15 protein-coding genes and 2 riboswitches are annotated in these 19635 nt (G+C 67.7%); of the genes, 11 read left to right on the top strand and 4 right to left on the bottom strand.

Annotation, left to right across the window (positions count from 1 at the left end; translation table 11 throughout):
- Window positions 1-20 precede the first annotated feature (20 nt).
- From cobJ to cobG, 4 genes are all read right to left on the bottom strand, one after another.
- Window positions 21-1676 carry a precorrin-3B C(17)-methyltransferase gene (cobJ, locus tag DXK50_RS04290; RefSeq protein ID WP_212629440.1) on the bottom strand — a complete coding sequence of 552 codons (1656 nt, stop codon included), beginning with the start codon at window positions 1674-1676 and terminating at the stop codon, window positions 21-23.
- A gap of 227 nt (window positions 1677-1903) precedes the next feature.
- Entirely contained in the window at window positions 1904-2644 is a 741-nt protein-coding gene (locus tag DXK50_RS04295) for a precorrin-2 C(20)-methyltransferase (protein WP_212629441.1), read from the bottom strand.
- On the bottom strand, window positions 2644-3270 hold the full coding sequence (locus DXK50_RS04300) for a precorrin-8X methylmutase (protein ID WP_212629442.1): 627 nt from the start codon (window positions 3268-3270) through the stop codon (window positions 2644-2646). The genes DXK50_RS04295 and DXK50_RS04300 overlap by 1 nt, the downstream gene beginning before the upstream one ends.
- Window positions 3263-4576 (bottom strand): precorrin-3B synthase, encoded by a 1314-nt coding sequence (gene cobG / locus DXK50_RS04305; protein ID WP_212629443.1) that lies wholly within the window; start codon window positions 4574-4576, stop codon window positions 3263-3265. The genes DXK50_RS04300 and cobG overlap by 8 nt, the downstream gene beginning before the upstream one ends.
- A gap of 93 nt (window positions 4577-4669) precedes the next feature.
- Window positions 4670-4861: riboswitch (cobalamin riboswitch) on the bottom strand.
- 56 nt (window positions 4862-4917) lie between these two features.
- On the opposite strand from cobG, the gene cbiE reads away from it, so the two are divergent.
- The 11 genes from cbiE to DXK50_RS04360 all read left to right on the top strand — a co-directional run bounded on the left by cbiE (window position 4918) and on the right by DXK50_RS04360 (window position 19412).
- The gene (cbiE, locus tag DXK50_RS04310; RefSeq protein ID WP_212629444.1) at window positions 4918-6120 is read left to right on the top strand and encodes a precorrin-6y C5,15-methyltransferase (decarboxylating) subunit CbiE; all 1203 of its coding nucleotides are present in this window, start codon (window positions 4918-4920) and stop codon (window positions 6118-6120) included.
- The gene (locus tag DXK50_RS04315) at window positions 6117-6842 is read left to right on the top strand and encodes a cobalt-precorrin-6A reductase (RefSeq protein WP_212629445.1); all 726 of its coding nucleotides are present in this window, start codon (window positions 6117-6119) and stop codon (window positions 6840-6842) included. Before cbiE ends, DXK50_RS04315 begins: the two co-directional genes overlap by 4 nt.
- A gap of 229 nt (window positions 6843-7071) precedes the next feature.
- Window positions 7072-7770 carry a (2Fe-2S) ferredoxin domain-containing protein gene (locus DXK50_RS04320; protein WP_212629446.1) on the top strand — a complete coding sequence of 233 codons (699 nt, stop codon included), beginning with the start codon at window positions 7072-7074 and terminating at the stop codon, window positions 7768-7770.
- A gap of 102 nt (window positions 7771-7872) precedes the next feature.
- A riboswitch (cobalamin riboswitch) is annotated at window positions 7873-8066 on the top strand.
- A 316-nt stretch (window positions 8067-8382) separates the two neighbouring features.
- On the top strand, window positions 8383-10434 hold the full coding sequence (locus DXK50_RS04325) for a TonB-dependent receptor (RefSeq protein ID WP_249186682.1): 2052 nt from the start codon (window positions 8383-8385) through the stop codon (window positions 10432-10434).
- 79 nt (window positions 10435-10513) lie between these two features.
- Complete coding sequence (locus DXK50_RS04330) at window positions 10514-11320, top strand: ABC transporter ATP-binding protein (protein ID WP_212629563.1); 807 nt, start codon at window positions 10514-10516, stop codon at window positions 11318-11320.
- Window positions 11320-12348: an ABC transporter substrate-binding protein gene (locus DXK50_RS04335; RefSeq protein ID WP_212629448.1), complete on the top strand. Its 1029-nt coding sequence runs from the start codon at window positions 11320-11322 to the stop codon at window positions 12346-12348. The genes DXK50_RS04330 and DXK50_RS04335 overlap by 1 nt, the downstream gene beginning before the upstream one ends.
- Window positions 12345-13352: a FecCD family ABC transporter permease gene (locus tag DXK50_RS04340; RefSeq protein WP_212629449.1), complete on the top strand. Its 1008-nt coding sequence runs from the start codon at window positions 12345-12347 to the stop codon at window positions 13350-13352. The genes DXK50_RS04335 and DXK50_RS04340 overlap by 4 nt, the downstream gene beginning before the upstream one ends.
- A gap of 75 nt (window positions 13353-13427) precedes the next feature.
- Window positions 13428-14612: a C17 cyclopropane fatty acid synthase CfaB gene (gene cfaB, locus DXK50_RS04345; RefSeq protein ID WP_212629450.1), complete on the top strand. Its 1185-nt coding sequence runs from the start codon at window positions 13428-13430 to the stop codon at window positions 14610-14612.
- A gap of 40 nt (window positions 14613-14652) precedes the next feature.
- Window positions 14653-16404, top strand: a complete 1752-nt coding sequence (locus tag DXK50_RS04350) for a sensor histidine kinase (RefSeq protein ID WP_212629451.1) — start codon at window positions 14653-14655, stop codon at window positions 16402-16404.
- Between the two features lie 248 nt (window positions 16405-16652).
- On the top strand, window positions 16653-17993 hold the full coding sequence (locus tag DXK50_RS04355; protein WP_161864315.1) for a sigma-54-dependent transcriptional regulator: 1341 nt from the start codon (window positions 16653-16655) through the stop codon (window positions 17991-17993).
- Window positions 17994-18458: 465 nt separating this feature from the next.
- On the top strand, window positions 18459-19412 hold the full coding sequence (locus DXK50_RS04360) for a TAXI family TRAP transporter solute-binding subunit (protein WP_161864316.1): 954 nt from the start codon (window positions 18459-18461) through the stop codon (window positions 19410-19412).
- Window positions 19413-19635: the final 223 nt, after the last annotated feature.

The raw sequence follows: 19635 nt of genomic DNA on the forward strand, positions 1-19635 counted from the left end.
TCCTGCATGAGGACGATGGTTTAGTCGGCTTGCACGGGGTACCAACGCGGTGTGTAGACCCACTCGCCGCCATCGGCACGCGGGAAGCGGCGGGTCTGGCTGGAGCCGATGATCACCAGGGTGCGCATGTCGACCATCTCCGGGGTCAGCTCGCCGAGGGTAAGGCTGCGCAGGGCTTCGGCGGGGCGGCCGATATCGCGGCCGAGCACTACCAGGGTTTCCGGTTCGCGGTGCTGGCGCAGCAAGTCGAGCGCGCGGCCAAGCTGCCAGGGGCGGGCCTTGGAGATCGGGTTGTAGAAGGCCATGGCCAGATCCGCTGCGGCGGCATGCTCCAGGCGTTTTTCGATCACCGCCCAGGGCTTGAGGTTATCGGACAGCGAGATCAGGCAGAAGTCATGGCCCAGCGGCGCGCCGGCCTTGGCGGCAGTGGCCAGGGCAGCGGAAACGCCCGGCAGCACCTCCAGCTCGACGCCATGCCAGGCCTCGTTCTGCAGACTTTCCAGCGCCTCCATCACGGCGGCGGCCATGGCGAACACGCCGGGGTCGCCCGAGGAGATCATCACAACGCGGCGACCGCTGGCAGCCAGCTCGAAGGCATGGGCGGCGCGCTGCAGTTCTTCGCGGTTGTCGCTGGGGTGCACGCATTGATCGGCGCGCAGCGGGCCGGCCATCTTCACGTAGGTGTCGTAGCCGAGCAGATCTTCGGCTTCGTCCAGGGCGCGGCGCACGGCCGAGGTCATATGCTCGGCTGCGCCGGGTCCGAGGCCCACCACGCTGAGACGGCCACGGCGCTGGCCCAGGCTCTCGATATCCAGCGGCTGTTCGCCCAGCAGCAGGCGCAGGCCGTTGCCTTGGTGGCATTCGGCAGGCAGTTGGGAGCCGCTGTGGATAAAACGCAGTGGCAGCCTGAGTTCCTGTGCTGCCGCGTGCAGGTCGGCGTTGGCCATCCAGGCTTTGTCCGCGAGCAGAACGGCCAGCGCTTGCGGCGCCAGCTTGGCATCGCTCAGCGCCTGCTGCAGTCGGGTGGCCAGGTCGGCGCTGGGGCGTTCGATCAGCGCAGCGGCAACGCGCGGGTGGATCAACAGTTCGTCCGGTTGCGCCGGGCGCGCCTGTGCGGTGATGTGGATAACCCGACTGGCGGCGTCATCCACCGGCAACTGCGCGGCCTCCAGCCAGGGCGCCTGGCCTTCGATGCGCACGCTTTCGCCGCCGAGCAGGTCGCTGACGAAGCGCTTGCCCTGCTGCAGGTCGGCCAGCGCATAGCCGGTCGGCGGCTCCAGCAGGCAGGTGCCGAAGCGCAGCTCGCCGCTGGTGGTGATGGCCGGCGTCACGCCCAGGTGCGCGGCGATCTCGCGGGCCAGGCGGTTGACTCCGGCCAGGCCACCGAGCAGCGGCACCACGGCGCTGCCGTCCTCGGCCAGGGCCAGCACCGGCGGCTCGGCGCCCTTTTCCGCCAGCAACGCGGCCAGGCTGCGGATGACGATGCCGGCGGCGCACAGCACCACCAGCGGCTGGCCTTCGCGATACAGCGCGCGCAGCTGCTCGCCGAACTCGTCGTAATGGCGCTCGGCGCCATCGACACGGCCGCGCAGACCATGGATCACGGCCTGTGGATAAAGCCCCTTGAGGCGTTGTGCAGTGACCAGCGCGCTGGCGCCGAGGATGACGATATTCATGCGGTAAATCCTGTAGCCCGGATGCAAGCCGGGGAATGGGGCGCGATCCGTGGGAGACGCTTCAGCGGCGACTGTCGCCTCCCACGACGCCCCTGCAAGGATTGCGTAGGGCGCGTGGTGACGGGTTTTCATTCACCCTCTGAACTGTAGGAGCGGCTTCAGCCGCGAAGCGCTTTCGCGGCTGAAGCGGAATGCCGCCCAGCCGCTCCTACAGGGGAAGAGAGTGTTCACCCCCGCCATTTCTGGCCGGGCACCAGAATCATGGAAAAGTACGGCGAATCCATCGGCTCCACCTCGTCCAGCGGCACGATCTTCTGGCTGGCCATGGTGGCGCGCTCGACGTAATGGGCGCGGCCATCCAGGCCCAGCTTACGCAGCACGCGGCGCACCTTGTCGAAGTTGCGCCCGAGCTTCATCACCACGGCGGCCTCGGCGTCGCGCAGGCGCTGTTCCAGTTCGTCTTCCGGCAGCACGCCGGAGAGCACGCTCAAGCTCTGGTTGCGGTACACCAGCGGCGTGCCGAGCACCGAGGCGCAGCCGAGCATCGAGCACACGCCGGGCACCACCTCCACCTCGTAGCGCTCGGCCAGGCGGTCGTGCAGGTACATGTAGGAGCCGTAGAAGAACGGGTCGCCCTCGCAGATCACCGCCACGTCCTGGCCGGCGTCCAGCAGCCGGGCGATCTGCTCGGCGCAGGTGTCGTAGAAGTCGGCGATCACATCCTCGTAGGACAGCGGCGGGGCGAGCTTCTCGGTGGTCACCGGATAGACCAGCGGCAGGCGCTGCTGGGCGGCGTCCAGGTGCTCCTCGATAATGCCGAAGGCGTTACCGCCGTGGCCGGCGTTGTGCTTGGCCTTGGCCACGAAGTAGGCCACCACCGGTGCCGACTGCAGCAGACGCAGGGCCTTGAGGGTAAGCAGCTCGGGGTCGCCGGGGCCGACGCCGAGACCGAGCAGACGACCGGCCATCACTCCACCTCCGAAGCCAGGGCGTTGACCGCGGCCACCGCCATGGCGCTGCCGCCACGGCGGCCACGCACGATCACGTACGGCACGCCGCGGCTGTCTGCGGCCAGGGCATCCTTGGATTCAGCCGCGCCGATAAAACCCACCGGCATGCCGATGATCAGCGCCGGCTTGGGGGCGCCGGCGTCGAGCATTTCCAGCAGGTAGAACAGCGCGGTGGGGGCATTGCCGATCACCACCATGCTGCCTTCGAGATGTTCGCGCCAGTGCTCCAGGGCCACCGCTGAGCGGGTGTTGCCCAGTTCGCGCGCCAGCTCCGGCACGCCGGCGTCGTGCAGGGTGCAGATCACTGGGTTGTTCGCCGGCAGGCGCGGGCGGGTGATGCCCTCGGCGACCATGCGCGCATCGCAGAGAATCGGCGCGCCGGCCAGCAGCGCGGCGCGGCCGGCGGCGCCGGCACCGGCGGAGAAGCGCAGATCCTCCACCACATCGACCATGCCGCAGGCGTGAATCACCCGCACGGCGAGCTTTTCCAGGTCGGCGGGAATGCCGTCGAGATTGGCCTCGGCGCGGATGGTGGCGAAGGAGCGGCGGTAGATTTCCTGGCCGTCGCGGATGTAATCAAGCATCGGGTGTTCCTGCGGGGTGTTGGCGGGCGAACCAGGCGCCGGCCTCGTCGATGGTCATGGCCGGCGCCAGCAGACGGCCTAAACCGGGCGTCTCGGGCGTGCGTTGGTAGAGCTGGTAGTGGTCGGGCGTGCTGGCCAGCAGGGTGTAGGGCTGCACCCGCGCGCTGGCGCAGCTGCGCGGGCAGGCGCTGAGATGTACCTGTGGTCGGGCGCCGCTTTCGCGCAGCAGCTCGGCCAGATGCAGGGCGTGGTGCTTGCTGTCGGCCAAACCGCGGGCGCAGGCGGCCGAACCGGTGCAGGCGACCAGGCCGAGCAGCGGCTCGTCGGCCTGGGTCAGCAGGCCCAGCTGGTCCAGCTCAGCCAGCAGCTCGCTGGCGCGGATTTCGGCGACGTTGCCCAGTAGCAGACCCTGCCAGGGTGTCAGGCGCAGTTCGCCGTCGCCATGGCGCTCGCTCAGCTCGGCCAGCGTGGTCAGTTGTTCGGCGTGCAAGCGGCCCAGTTGGGCGCCAGCGGCTACCATGCACAGGCCGCTTTGCGCCTGTGGATAAATGCCAGCTGGGGCGCGTCCGACGCTATCAGTCGGCTGCCAGGTGGCCGGTGCCGGCTGCAGAGGGAGATCCAGTCGGGTCTGCAGGCGTTGCAGCAGGTCGGCTGCCGAATTGTGCGTCAGCAGTTGGCGCATGCGCGTCTGCGCTGAGGTGGTGAGCTCGAGGAACAGCAGCAGGAGCTGGCGCACCAGCTCGACTGCTTGAGTCGCCTCGACTCTCGCCAGTGGTGCGTCGCCGGGGCAGCCGGCCAGGCCCAGAACGAGATGGCGTTCGTCCTCGGCGGCCAGCCACAGGTCGTGGGGGTGTTCACGCATGGCCAGGGCTTCACCGCCGTCCAGTTGCAGGGCGAACTTGGGCGACAGGGCATGCAGCGCCGGGGTGTCCTGCAGCAGGTCGAGCAACTGGCTGGCCAGCGGGCGCACATCCATCCGCATATGCGGATCGAGGCCGGCGGCAGGGCTGAGCAGCAGGTTGCGCACATCGTCGGCGGCGGCCACGCGTGGGCCAAGGCCAGCGCCGAGCAGCGCGTCGACCAGCGTGCTTTCCTGGCCGGGCAGGACGCCGCGAATCTGCAGGTTGCTGCGGTTGGTCAGCTCCAGCACGCCGCTTGCGCAGTGCCTGGCCGCCTCGGCAATCACGCGCGCCTGGGCGCTGCGCAGCACCCCGCCGGGCAGCTTGATGCGGCAGATGCCGCCATCCAGCGCGGGGACGATGCGCTGCAGGCCGGGGCAGGCGGAAGGACGAATGGAGGCGTTCAAACGGTCACCTGTGACTAACGACGCGGCGACCGAACCAGCGAAATCCCATAGGGGACTCCATGGCATCGGTACACCCCGCCCGATGTTGGCACTCGCGACCAGCGTTCGTCGGCAGGTCTCCTGGCTGACAGGTCATGATCCGCTGCGCCTTCCCGGTTACCCAGTGGCCGATTGCATTGGACTCGCTGTTTACAGTTGCGGGGGCAGCTCGGTCGCGATCAGAGATCGCTCCGGATTCCCTCTTAGGCCCGTTTTATAGGGGGCACCGACGAAGGCTGTATTATGCCCGCTTTGCCCGGCGTCGCGACACGCGCCCTGTCGGCTACTTGCGAGGAAGGTGGATGAAACCCTGGTTGACCCTGGTCGGCATCGGCGAAGACGGCTACCCCGGCCTGGGCAAGGCCGCGCGCCGCGCGCTGCTGGCGGCTGCGCGCATCGTCGGCGCGCCGCGCCAGCTGGCGCTGCTGCCGCGGTGCATCGGTGGTGAGCGGGAAACCTGGCCCAGCCCCTTCGATCTCGAGCCGCTGCTGGCGCGGCGTGGCGAGGCCGTGTGCGTGCTGGCCAGCGGCGATCCGATGTTCTACGGCGTCGGCGCCAGCCTGGCGCGCCGGGTGCCGGCCGACGAGTTGCAGGTACTGCCGGCGCCATCCTCGGTGTCGCTGGCGGCGGCGCGTCTGGGCTGGCCGCTGCAGGGGGTTGAGGTGGTCTCCTTGGTCGGCCGGCCGCTGGCCACGCTCAACGCCCGGCTGTTTCCCGGCGTGCGCCTGTTGGTGCTGAGTGCCGATGGCGACACGCCCGCACAGGTTGCCGCAACGCTGCGCGCCCGTGGTTTCGGTACCAGCCGCCTGACCCTGCTGGAACACCTTGGCGGGCCGGAGGAGCGCCGAGTCGATGGTCTGGCCGAAAGCTGGAGCCTGCCGCGCGGCGCCGACCTCAACCTGCTGGCGGTGGAATGCCTGGCCGACGCCGGTGCGCAACTGCTGCCGCCGACCTGCGGCCTGCCGGACGACGCCTACCGCCACGACGGCCAGTTGACCAAGCGTGACGTGCGTGCGGTGACCCTGGCGCGCCTGGCGCCGCTGCCCGGCGAGCTGCTGTGGGATGTCGGCGCCGGCTGTGGCTCCATCGGCATCGAATGGATGCGCGCGCACCCGGCCTGCCGTGCCATCGCCGTCGAGGCCAATGAGGGCCGTCAGGATCATATCCGCCACAATCGCGATGCCCTCGGCGTACCCGGGCTGCAACTGGTCGCCGGGCATGCGCCCGAGGCGCTGGACGGCTTGCCGGCGCCGGATGCCATTTTTATCGGCGGCGGCGTCACCGTACCCGGTGTGCTGGATGATTGCTGGGCCGCGCTCAAGCCCGGTGGCCGCCTGCTGGCCAATGCCGTGACCATTCAGAGCGAGGCGGCGCTGGTGGCCTTCCGCGAACGGCAGGGTGGCGAGCTGCTGCGGCTCACTGTGGCCCAGGCGCAGCCGCTGGGCGGCTTCGACACCTGGCGCGCGGCGCTGCCTATCACCCTGCTGGCGGTGCGCAAACCGTGAGCGCGCGACTCCTGCTGCTCGGCGGCACCACCGAGGCGCTGCGCCTGGCCCGTCGCCTCGGACCGGAAACCGTCTACAGCCTGGCCGGCCTCGGCCGGGTGCCGGACGACCTGGCCTGCCGCGTGCGCGTCGGTGGCTTTGGCGGTGCCGAGGGCCTGGCGGCCTTTATCGCCGAAGAAGGCATCGAGGTGCTGCTGGATCTGACCCACCCCTATGCCGCGCAGATCAGCCATAACGCCGCCCGCGCCGCCGAGATCGCCGGCGTGCCCTGCTGGGCCCTGCGCCGCCCCGGCTGGCAGCCGGGCGCGGGCGACGACTGGCGCGAGGTGGATGGCTGGGATGAACTGACCCGCGCGTTGGCGCCGTTCCAGCGGCCGTTTTTCACCTCCGGCCGTGAGCCGCTGGCACATTTGCACGAGATACCCGAGCACCAGCACTGGACGGTGCGCTGCCTGCAGAGCGAACCGGCGCCGCCGCGCGCCGAGATCCTCGGCGCGCGCGGACCGTTCTCGCTGGACGAGGAGCGTGCACTGTTCGCCCGTATCCGCTGCGACGTGTTGATCAGCAAGAACAGCGGCAGCGCCTCCACCGAACCCAAGCTGCAGGTCGCCCGTGAGCTGGGCCTGCCGGTGCTGCTACTGCGCCGTCCCGAGTTGCCGGCTGTGACGCGCGAGTTCACCGAACCGGACGCCCTGTGGGAGGCGCTGCAGGCTTTCCTGTAGGAGCCCCGCCCCGGGGCGAAGCCTTGCTTTTTCCATTCGTCTGTATTCGCCGCGGGGCGCGGCTCCTACAAAGCGGCATCGTGGTGGACGCGAAAAGCGCCGTCCACCCTACGCCTATGTTGCGTTAATTCCGTAGGGTGCGCCGCGCGCACCGGGCTTTCTATCACCCGCTGGATTGCCTCCGGACCACGACGCGCTGCTAGACTGCCGGCCCGTTCTGGAGACCGTCATGAGCCAAGCCCCCTACGCCCGCGTTCTGTTCATCGGCCCCGGCCTTGGTCGTGGAGCTTCTGCCGAGCGTTTGCAGCAGCGCGTCGAAGCGCTGCTGGGCGAGGTGCATCTGCATGACAGCGAGCAGGACGGCTTCTGGCAAGCCATCGACCAGGCGCCGCGGCCGCTGCTGGTGGTGGATCTGGAGCCGCGCGCCGATGCCGCGCACCGCGACTGGTTGCGCGAACGCATCGCCGAGCGCGGCGATGGGGCAGGGGTGTTCGTGGTCTGCACGGCGCTGGAGGAAGCCTGGCTCGACGGCCTGGGCGTGCTGCTGGCGCATCGCGAAGCGCACCTGCCCTGCAGCGACGTGCCGCCCGTGCCGGCGCATCACGCCTGGTCGCAGATCCCGCCGCATGCGCAGCGCCTGCTGCTGTGCAACGGCCCGCGCTGCACGCGCAAGGGCGCGCTGGGCCTGTGGAAAACCCTGCGTCAGCGGCTCAAGGCCGCTGGCAGGCTGGAGTGCGAAGGCGGCGTGCACATCACCCGCAGCCAGTGCCAGTTCCCCTGTGACCTGGGCCCGACCGCGAGCCTTTATCCACACGGCGAGTGGTACGGCATCAGGGACGAGGCGGCGGTGATTCGCCTGGTCGATGAGCGCCTGGTAGCGGGCAGGGCGCTGCCGGAACTGCGCATCGACGAGCCGGGCAGCAATTAGCAACTCGGATTACGCCTGCGGCCAATTCAAGCTATGAGCAATCGCCGCTAAAGCGCCTCCCACAATTACCCTCGCGCCTTGACTTGAGCGGGTGTGGGTGGTCATATCCGCCCCGCTTCAGGTGTCTCACGCCGCCGCGCGTGAGGTGAAACGGGAAGTCGGTTGAAGTCCGACGCTGCCCCCGCAACGGTAAGCGAGCGACCGCATCGATACGCCACTGTGCGCCACGCGCATGGGAAGGCGATGCGTTCATGACCCTCGCAAGCCCGGAGACCGGCCTGGAGTCATTTGTCTGGCAACCCGCGGTGGGCGGGCGTTGACTCCAGTAGGGCGCCGCCGTGCCCCTGTCTGCTGTTGCGCATTTCCATCGGATTGCCGTGCCTTCCCTCTACCGATGGAACCCCTATGGCGCGCCATTTCCGCTTCAATCAATGTTTACCGACCGTTTCGGTCGCAGACCCCCTTCGGCTGCTTTCCAGGCTGCGAATGTCGATAATGTTATGTTATAACAATAACATTTCATCCCTTGATTCTCCGCGCAATCCTGGAAATCCTGCCGTGCGAAACCCTGTTCTTCGCTGCACCTGGCCGCTGGCCCTGCTTTGCAGTGGCATGGCGCTGGCCAACGAGGCCGTCGACCTGCCCGAACTCACCATCCGTGCCAAGGCCGCCGAAGAGGGCGAGAGCGATCTGCATACGCCCACCACCTCCGGTTCGCGCCTGGAGCTTTCGGCCCTGCAAACCCCGGCCAGCACCAGCAGCCTGAGCGGCGCCGAGGTACGCGGGCGCAACAACCTCTCGGTGCAGGACGCCGTGACCCGCACACCGGGCATCAGCAGCATCGGCACCCCCGGCAATGGCGGCACGGCGCTGTCGGCGCGCGGTTTTACCGGCCATGCGGCGACCATGCAGCTGTACGACGGCACCCGTCAGTACGTCGGTGCCGGCACCGTGACCTTCCCGGTGGACACCTGGTCGGTGGCGCGTATCGACGTGCTGCGCGGCCCGGCCTCGGTGCTCTATGGCGAGGGTGCCACCGGTGCGGTGATCAACGTGGTGCCGAAGAAGCCCTTCGCCGGCGAGATCCGCAACCAGCTGCGCCTCGGCTACGGCAGCGACGACCGCCGTCAGGCCGCGCTGGACAGCGGTGGTTCGCTGAACGATGCGCTGAGCTATCGCTTCAACCTCAACCAGCAGGCCAGCAATGGCTGGGTCGACCGGGGCGATTCGGACAGCGTCGCGCTCAGCGCCGCCCTGCGCTGGGACGCCCATGACGACCTGAGCTTCACCCTGTCCCACGACCATGGCGACCAGAGCCCGATGCGTTATCTCGGCACGCCGCTGGTGGCCGGCAAGTACCGCGAAAGCATCCGCGAGCGCAATTACAACGTCGCCGACGCGGATATCCGCTACAACGACCAGATCACCCGCCTGGTGACGGATTGGCGTATCAACGACGCGCTCAGCGCCAGCAACCAGCTCTACTACATCAAGACCCAGCGCTACTGGCGCAATGCCGAGGCCTATCGCTGGCAGCCGGGTGATACGGTCGAGCGCAGCGAGTTCTACCGGATCAAGCACACCCAGGAGCAGGTCGGCGACCGCCAGACCTTCACCCTCGATCACGCCCTGTTCGGCCTCGATAGCCGCACGGTGGTCGGGGTGGATTACAACCGCATCCACTTTGCCCGCCAGCACGATTTCGCCAGCAGTTTCAGCGACAGCGTGCCGCTGGTCGGTTCCGGTGGCGGCCAGTACCAGAGCACCGATCCGCTCGGTTACGGCCCGCGCGAGCGCAACCTGGCGTGGCAGTTCTCGCTGTTCGCCGAGAACCGCACCCAGCTCACCGAGCGCCTGGCGCTGGTGACCGGCGTGCGCCGCGATCAGGTGCATATCCAGCGCGACAACTTGATCGATGGCAGCAGCGCTGATCGCAGCCTGAGCGGCGATAACTGGCGCGCCGGGCTGGTCTTTGCCCTGACCCCCGATCTGTCGCTGTACGGCCAGTACGCCACCAGCACCGAGGGGGTGAGCAACCTGCTGACGCTTAATCCGACCCAGCAGCAGTTCGACCTGAGCGAAGCCAAACAGACCGAAATCGGCCTCAAGCAGATGTTCTGGGGCGGGCAGGGCGAGTGGACGCTGGCCGCCTACCACATCGTCAAGAAGAAGCTGCTCAGCCGTGAAACGCCGACCTCGCCCACCGAGCAGATCGGCCAGCAGTCGTCCGATGGCCTGGAAGCCACCCTGGAACTGGCGCTGGGTCAGGGCTGGGAGGTGTCGGCCAACGCCGCCCTGGTGCGCGCCGAGTACGACGATTTCATCGAAGGTGGCGGCGACCGCAGCGGCAATCGCCCGACCGACGTGCCCAGGCGCACCGCCAACCTGTGGCTGAACAAGGCGCTCGGTAGTGGCGTGGAGGCCGGCATCGGCGCGCGTTATGTCGATGCGCGCTACGCCAATAGCGCCAATACCGCCAAGGTGCCCGGCTATACCGTGGTCGACGCCAACTTCGCCTGGCAGGCGTTGCCGGATGTGCGCCTGGGTCTGGAGCTGAACAACCTGTTCGACCGCCAGTACGCCACCAGCGCCAGCAGCGACGGTGAGCAGTGGTACCTGGGCGCGCCGCGTTCGTTCTTCGTCACGGCGGATTACAGCTTTTGAAGCGGGCGTGCCTGTGCAGGCGTGCCGCGCGTGGAGACTTTGTGTGTCAGTGAATAGTGCCGCAGGCTGGCCTGCCAGTCTGTTCTCGCCGCCCGCGAGCCGCCGTACGGCGGCGCCTGAGCCGCGCCTGCGCATCCGTGACCTGGCCTGGTCGCCGGATGGCCAGCGCGTCTTGCTCGAGGCCATCGACCTGCAGATCGGCGATGGTGAGCTGCTCGGTCTGATCGGCCCCAACGGCAGTGGCAAGACCAGCCTGCTGCGCTGCGCCTATCGTTTTCAGCGGCCCAGCGGCGGCAGCGTCGAACTGGACGGCGAGGCGCTGTGGCAGCGCCCGCCGCGCTGGAGCGCACAGCGCGTGGCGGTGGTGCTGCAGGAATTTCCGCAGGACTTCGGCCTGCGCGTGCACGAGGTGGCAGCCATGGGCCGTACGCCGCACAAGGGCCTGTTCGACGGCGACGATGCCGAGGACCAGCGCCTGGTGGATCAGGCGCTGGCCCGTGTCGGCCTGAGCGGCCTGGCGCAGCAGTCCTTCGCCTGCCTCTCGGGCGGCGAGAAGCAGCGCGCTCTGCTCGCCCGCGCCCTGGTGCAGCAGCCGCAACTGCTGATCCTCGACGAGCCGACCAACCACCTCGACCCGCGCTACCAGCTCGAACTGCTTGGCCAGATCAAGGCGCTGGGTCTGGCGACCCTGGCCAGCTTCCATGATCTGAACCTGGCAGCGGCCTTCTGCGATCGCCTCTGCGTGCTCGACCAGGGCCGCCTGGTGGCCGTCGGCACGCCCGCCGAGGTGCTCACCGCCGAGCTGCTGCAGCAGGTGTTCGGCGTACGGGCGCTGGTCGATACCCATCCACTGGCGGGGCATCCGCGTATTACCTGGATTGTTTGATGAAGCGTTTACGCACGGCTGAACCTGTAGGAGCGAGCTCTGCTCGCGAATCTTGGGAAAAGGCAAAAGCTTCGCGAGCAAAGCTCGCTCCTACATTCGTTGGCGCAATCCTGCTGGCGCTGATCAGCCCCGCCTGGGCCGTCACCGTGACCAGCTGCGATCGTCAGGTGAGCGTTGCCCAGCCGCCGCAGCGGGCGATCAGCCATGACGTCAACATGACCGCCATGCTCCTGGCCCTGGGGCTGAAGGAGCGCATGGCCGGCTACACCGGCATCAGCGGCTGGAAGACCCTCGACCCGAGCATGCGCGAGCAACTCGCCGGCCTGCCGGAACTGGCGGCGCGCTACCCGTCGCTGGAGAACCTGCTGGGTGCCGGTACCGACTTCGTTTTCGCCGGCTGGAACTACGGCATGCGCATCGGCGGCGAGGTCACCCCGGCCAGCCTGGCGCGTTTCGGCATCCCGGTGTACGAGCTGAGCGAGTCCTGCGCGCATGTGCTGCCCGGCCGCGTCGCCAGCCTCGAGGATGTCTACACCGATCTGCGCAACCTCGGCCGCATCTTCGCCGTCGAGCCGCGCGCCGATGAACTGGTGCAAGGCATGCAGCGACGCGTGGCGGCAGTGCAGGCGCGCCTGGGCGAGCAGCCGACGCGGCCAAGGGTGTTCGTCTACGACAGCGGTGAAGACCTGCCTTTCAGCGCCGGGCGCCAGGGCATGCCGCAGCCGCTGATCGAGGCGGCCGGTGGGCGCAACGTGATGGATGGCGTGGCCGGCAGCTGGATCAAGGTGGGTTGGGAGTCGGTGGTCGAGGAAGACCCCGAGGTCATCCTGATCGTCGACTACGGCGAGCGCACGGCGGCGCAGAAGCGCGACTTCCTGCTGCAGCATCCGGCGCTGCAGGGGGTGACGGCAATTCGGGAGAAACGCTTTGTGGTGCTGCCCTATCTGGCCGTCACGCCAAGCCTGGACAACGCCGCCGCCATCGAAACCCTGGCCGCCGCGCTGCACCCCGAGGCGCTCGCCCAGTGAATCGCTATCGCCTGCTATTGCTCGGGCTGGCCGTGCTGCTGGCGCTGTCCTGCGCCTGGTCGCTGGCATTTGGCGCGGCGCAGGTGCCGCTCGAGCGCGTGTGGGCGATCATTGGCCAGCACCTGTTCGGCATCACGCCGCAGGTGCCGGTCAACAGCGGTCAGGACAGCATCGTCTGGCAATTGCGCGCGCCACGGGTGCTGCTTGGTGCGCTGGTCGGCGCCGGGCTGGCGCTTGTCGGTAGCGTGCTGCAGGCGGTGACGCGCAACCCGCTGGCCGACCCGCATCTGCTCGGCGTCAGTTCCGGCGCGGCCTTCGGCGCGGTGGTCGTGGTGCTTTACCTGGGCGAGTTCGCCGGGCTGCTCAGCCTGCCGCTGGCGGCCTTCGTCGGCGCGCTGGCGAGCATGCTGCTGGTGCTGGCCATCGCCAGCCGCAGCGGCCGTCTGCACAGCGAGCGCCTACTGCTGGCCGGGGTGGCGGTGTCCTTCGTGATGATGGCAGCGAGTAACCTGCTGCTGTACCTGGGCAACCCGCATGCGGCCAGCTCGGTGCTGTTCTGGATGCTCGGTGGGCTGGGCCTGGCGCGCTGGGAACTGCTCTGGCTGCCGGCGCTGTGCCTGGCGTTGGCCCTGGCGGTGCTGCTTGGCCTGGGCCGGGCGCTGAATGCGCTGATGGCCGGCGAGCAGAGCGCGGTGAGCCTGGGCCTGGAACCACGCCGGGTGCGCCTGCTGGTATTCGTGGTGGCGTCGCTGCTGACCGGGGTGCTGGTGTCGCTGTCCGGTGCCATCGGCTTCGTCGGCCTGATGCTGCCGCACGTGGCGCGCTTTCTGGTCGGCGCCGAGCACCGCCGCCTGCTGCCGGTGGCGACGCTGCTGGGGGCGCTGTTCCTGGTCTGGGTCGATGTCGCTGCGCGCACCTGGCTGGCGCCGCAGGACCTGCCCATCGGCATCGTCACCGCTGCCATCGGCGGGGCGTTCTTCGTGGCGCTGCTGCGGCGCCGCTAGTCGTCCGGATCGAACCCGGCCGCACCGCTCAGGTCATCTGCTCTAGGCTTCATTCACCTGGCCGGAGGAATGACCATGCTCGCGCAACTGCCCACCGCACTTCGTGATCTACGACTACCGCTGCGCCTTAAACTGTGGGACGGCAAGCAGATCGATCTGGGGCCGAAGCCGCGGGTGACGCTGGTGGTCAAGGACCCCAGCCTGGTCACCCAGCTGGCCCACCCCAGTCTGGATGCGCTGGGCGCTGCCTATGTCGAAGGCCGGGTCGATCTGGAAGGCCCCATCGAGGAGGCCATCGAAGTGGGCGATGCGCTGAGCAGTGCACTGCTCGGTGACGAATCCGCACCGGTCGAGCCTTACGCCGCGCACGACAAGCGCAGCGATGCCGAGGCCATCAGCTATCACTACGACCTGTCCAACGAGTTCTACCGCCTGTGGCTGGACCGCGACATGGTCTATTCCTGTGCCTACTTCGAAACCGGCCAGGAGAACCTCGACCAGGCTCAGCAGGCCAAGCTGCGTCACCTGTGTCGCAAGCTGCGCCTGCAACCCGGTGACAGGCTGCTCGACGTCGGTTGCGGCTGGGGCGGCCTGGCGCGCTTCGCCGCGCGCGAATTCGAGGCCGAGGTGTACGGCATCACCCTAAGCCAGGCGCAGCTGGAGCTGGGCCTGCAGCGGGTGGCCGAAGAGGGCCTGGAAAGCCGCGTGACCCTGGAGCTGCTCGACTACCGCGACCTGCCGCAGGACGGTCGCTTCGACAAGGTGGTCAGCGTCGGCATGTTCGAGCATGTCGGCCACGCCAACCTGCCGCTGTATTGTCAGCGCCTGTTCGCTGCGGTCAGGCCCGGCGGCCTGGTGATGAATCACGGCATCACCTCGCGCTTCACCGACGGTCGCCCGGTCGGTCGTGGTGCCGGCGAGTTCATCGACCGCTACGTGTTCCCGCAGGGCGAGCTGCCGCACCTGGCGACCATGGCCAGGGCGATCAGCGAGGCCGGGTTGGAGATCGTCGATGTGGAGAGCCTGCGCCTGCACTACGCGCGCACCCTGCAGCTGTGGAGCCAGGGGCTGGAGAAACGGCTGCAGAAAGCGGCGCAGTGGGTGCCGGAAAAATCCCTGCGCATCTGGCGCCTGTACCTGGCCGGCTGCGCCTACGGCTTTCAGCATGGCTGGATGAATCTGCACCAGATTCTCGCGGTGAAGCCGCGCGACGATGGCGGCCATGATCTGCCCTGGACCCGCGCTGATCTTTACGCCTGATGGGGTAACATGCGGCTCGTCCTGATCCCGCGAGTCGCCCATGCCCCTGTCGCTGCGCCCCCGCTACCGCGTCCTCTTCACCGTGCTGGCGATTGCCGCCGGTCTGCTGCTGAGCCTGTGGCTGGGTGGTCGCTATGCCGAGCGGCGTGCCTGGGACGAGCGCAGCGTCGAAGCGCGCGGACAGTTGCAGCTCTACGCCCAGTCCATCCGCACCCTGGTCGAACGCTTCAGTTCGGTGCCCGAGGTGCTGGCGCTGGACAGCGATATCCGCAGCCTGCTGCGCGCGCCGCATGATCGTCAGCTGCGCCTGGCACTGAACCAGCGTCTGGAGCGGCTCAATGCCGCGGCGGGTTCCACCGTGCTGTACCTGCTCGATGCTCAGGGCGAAACCCTGGTGGCCAGCAACTGGCGTGACTGGAGCAGCTTCGTCGGCAACAACTATGCCTTTCGTCCCTACTTCCAGAACGCGCTGCGCGATGGTGGCGCGCGCTATTTCGCGGTGGGCGTGACCACCGGTATTCCCGGCTACTTCCTCTCGCACGTGGTGCGTGGTGACGACGGCGAGCTGCTTGGCGTGCTGGTGGTCAAGCTGGAGCTGGAAGACCTGCAGCGAGAATGGGTCGGCCAGCCCGGCGTGCTGCTGGTCGCCGACAGCTATCAGGTGGTGATCCTCAGCAACAAGCCGGCCTGGCGCTTCCGTGCGTTTCAGCCGCTGGACGAACAGGCGCGCGCCGAACTGGTGGAGGTACGGCGATACGCCGAGCAGGCCTTGCAGCCGCTGACGCATCAGTTGCACCGGCAGATCGATGCTGACGCCGACTGGGCGCGCGTCGATGGCCCCGACGGTGATCGCGACTACCTCTGGCAGCGCCTGTACATGCCCGAAGAGGGCTGGACCCTGCATCTGCTCAGTGAACCGGCCGGTCTGGCCGACAGCGTGCGCAGCTACCGCCTGGCCGCTGCCGGTGTGTGGATGACGTGCGCCTTTCTGCTGCTGTTCCTGGCCCAGCGGCGTAAGACCCAACGTCTGCAGGTCGGCATTCGCGAGCGCCTGGAGCGCGAGGTGGCGCTGCGTACCGCCGAGCTGCGCGAGGCCCAGGACGGCCTGGTGCATGCAGCGAAGATGGCCGCGCTGGGGCAGATGTCGGCGGCCCTGGCGCACGAGATCAACCAGCCGCTGACTGCGCTGCAGATGCAGCTCGGCAGCCTGCGTCTGCTGCTCGACAGTGGCCGTCCCGAGGCGGTGCGCGACGGGCTGCAGCGTATCGACGGCCTGCTGCAACGCATGGCCGCACTGACCGGCCACCTCAAGACCTTTGCCCGCAAGACCCCCGCCGGCCTCAGCGAGCGCCTGTGTCTGGGCGACGTGCTGGAGCAGGCGCTGCAGCTGCTGGCGCCGCGCATGCGTAGCGAACAGGTCGAGCTGCGCACGCAGATCGACGACCAGGCAGAGGTGCTTGGCGATGCCATTCGCATCGAACAGGTGATGCTCAACCTGCTGCACAACGCCCTCGATGCCATGGCCGATAGCGAGCCGCGAATCCTGCTGGTACGCATCGCCCGTGAAGACGACAGCTGCCTGCTCAGCGTCGAGGACAGCGGTGGCGGCATCGCCGAAGAAACGCTCGGCCGCGTGTTCGAACCCTTCTTCACCACCAAGCCGGTGGGGCAGGGTCTGGGGCTCGGTCTGGCGGTGTCCTACGGTATCGTGCGCGATCTCGGCGGCAGCCTGGAGGCGCACAACGGTGAACGGGGTGCAGTGTTCACGCTGCGGTTGCCGGCAGCGCTTTGACTGCCTGTTAGCGGGTAGGGCGGATGGCTGTTTTCATCCACCAAGGTTGCCGGTCACGGTGGATGGATGAAGCGTCATCCACGACGAGCCCTTGCAGGAGCGGCTGGGCGGCATTCCGCTTCAGCGGCGAAATGCAGGCGCAGCTATCGCGGCTAAAGCCGCTGCTACGGGTTCTCATCCTACGCTGCGGGTTGTCTCAGCGGATTTCATCCGGGCTACACTGCCCGCCGTTCTGAAGAGGAGGTGCCATGAGCGCTCAGGTCATAGTGGTCGACGATGAAGCGGCGATTCGCGAGGCGGTGCAGCAGTGGCTGGAGCTGTCCGGTTTCCAGGTGCACACCTGCGCCAGCGCGGCCGAAGCGCTGGCGGTGGTCGATCGCGATTTCCCCGGCATTGTCGTCAGCGATGTGCGTATGCCCGGCAGCGATGGCCTGCAACTGCTCGACAAGCTGCTGCAGATCGACAGCGATCTGCCGGTGATCCTGGTCACCGGCCACGGCGATGTGCCCATGGCGGTGCAGGCGCTGCGTCAGGGCGCCTATGACTTCATCGAAAAGCCCTTCACCCCCGAGCGCCTGCTCGACAGTGTGCGCCGTGCCCTGGACAAGCGCCGCCTGGTCTGCGAGAACCGCCAGCTGCGCCAGCAGGTGGCGAACAAGGGCCGTATCGAAAGCCAGCTGATCGGTATTTCTCGGCCGATGGAAAACCTGCGCCGGCAGATCCTCGAACTGGCCGGCACCTCGGTCAACGTACTGATCCGCGGCGAGACCGGTAGCGGCAAGGAGCGCGTGGCGCGCAGCCTGCACGATTTCAGCCCGCGCGCGAGCAAGGCCTTTGCCGCGCTCAACTGTGCGGCGATTCCCGAGACCATCTTCGAAAGCGAGCTGTTCGGTCACGAGAGCGGAGCCTTTACTGGTGCCCAGGCGCGGCGCATCGGCCGTATCGAGCATGCCGACGGCGGCACCCTGTTCCTCGACGAGGTGGAGAGCCTGCCGCTGGCGCAGCAGGTCAAGCTTTTGCGCGTTCTGCAGGAAAAGACCCTGGAGCGCCTGGGTTCGAACAAGAGCATCCAGGTCGACCTGCGGGTGATCAGTGCGGCCAAGCCGGATCTGCTCGACGAGGTCAAGGCCGGGCGTTTCCGCGAGGACCTGGTGTACCGCCTGAACGTCGCTACCCTGCACATTCCACCGTTGCGCGAACGGCGCGAGGACATCCCGCTGCTGTTCGAACATTTCGCCCACGAAGCGGCGCAACGCCATGGCCGCGAGGCGCCACCGCTGGCGCCCAGCGAACTGGCACGCCTGCTCGGCCACGACTGGCCGGGCAACGTCCGCGAGCTGATCAACGCCGCCGAGCGTCATGCCCTGGGGCTGTCCAGCCCGCCGCCCGCCGAGCGCTTCGCCGGTCAGGCGCTGGCGCAGCAGATGGAGGCCTTCGAGGCGCAATGTCTGCACAACGCCCTGCTGCAATGCCAGGGCAATATCGCCGCGGTGATGGAAATGCTCGAGCTGCCGCGGCGCACGCTCAACGAGAAAATGCAGCGCCACGGCCTGGCGCGCGGTGATTATCTGCCGGGCGGGGCGGAGTAGCCGTCCTGCATCCTGGGTTCAGCGGTTTTTGCGTGTTCTTCGGCCCTCTTCCCCGAGTGGGAGAGGGAGTAGAACGCGCGAGGCCTGCGATAGGCGGATTCTTGCCTGCGACCGCTGAAGTGTAAGCGGTTTCCTGCTCAGCGCCCCTTTGGTCTCCGGATAAAACCCCTCTATATCGGGCTTCTCAGGCCCTGGCACGGCATCTGCTATGTGGGTTGTAGCCGCGCGGCAGCTTGCCGACGCGGCGACCATAACAACGACAAGAGGTCAGCCCCATGAACTGCCATGCCCCTCGCGCCATGCCGCACTCGCTGCTTTGCATGGGCCGCCTCCCCACCGCGCCTGCCGCGGCTCTTGTCCAACGTTGCACCCTGCGCCGCTGATCGCGCGCCGCCGATGCCGCCTCGGTGGCGTCGACTAGAGTGAAACTCTGCATAAAGCCATAACAACGACGGAGATATTTCCATGCGACTGACCAAGAAACTCAGCCTGTTCGCCGCTGCCGCGGCCATCACTGCCAGCACCGCAGTGCTCGCTGCCCCGACCTTCATCAACGTGCTCACCGGCGGTACCAGCGGCGTGTACTACCCGATCGGCGTGGCTCTTTCGCAGCTGTACAGCAACGGCATCGAAGGCTCCAAGACCTCGGTTCAGGCGACCAAGGCCTCGGTGGAAAACCTCAACCTGCTGCAGGCCGGTCGTGGCGAGCTGGCCTTCGCCCTCGGTGACTCGGTCGCCGATGCCTGGAACGGCGTGGAAGACGCAGGCTTCAAGGCGCCGCTGAAAAAGCTCCGCGCCATTGCCGGCACCTATCCGAACTACATCCAGATCGTCGCCAACGCCGAATCCGGCATCAAGACCCTGGAAGACCTCAAGGGCAAGCGCATTTCCGTCGGTGCGCCGAAGTCCGGCACCGAGCTCAACGCCCGTGCCATCTTCGAAGCCGCCGGCCTGAGCTACAAGGACATGGGCAAGGTCGAGTTCCTGCCGTACGCCGAGTCGGTCGAGCTGATCAAGAACCGTCAGCTGGACGCCACGCTGCAGTCCTCCGGCCTGGGTATGGCCGCCATTCGTGACCTGGCTTCGACCATGAAGATCAGCTTCGTCGCCATCCCCGCCGAAGTGACCGCGAAGATCGACAACGCCGCCTACGAGGCCGCCACCATCCCGGCCGGCACTTACGACGGCCAGGATGCCGACGTACCCACCGTCGCCATCACCAATATCCTGGTCAGCCATGAAGGCGTTTCCGACGAAGTGGCCTACCAGATGACCAAGCTGATGTTCGACAACCTCGACCGTCTGGGCACCGCTCACTCTGCGGCCAAGGACATCAAACTGGAAAGCGCTACCAAGAATCTGCCGATCCCGCTGCACCCGGGTGCCGAGCGCTTCTACAAGGAAGCTGGCGCGCTGTAATGCAGGGCTGGCCGTGGCGTTGCGCCACGGCCTGTTTGCTCTGTATCGACGCCGATGTTGCTTCTGTAGGAGCGGCTTCAGCCGCGATGTCCGCGAGCAGATCGCGGCTGAAGCCGCTCCTACAGCGCAATGGCTAGAACCCCCAGAATCGCGAATAAAACCGGCGCTCACAGGCGGTAGGTTTTGTTGGCGACTCTGTCACCGCAATCGAAGTAGTCATGAG

This window comes from Pseudomonas sp. KB-10 (genome assembly GCF_018221585.1).
GTDB classification, from domain to species: Bacteria; Pseudomonadota; Gammaproteobacteria; order Pseudomonadales; family Pseudomonadaceae; genus Aquipseudomonas; species Aquipseudomonas yangonensis.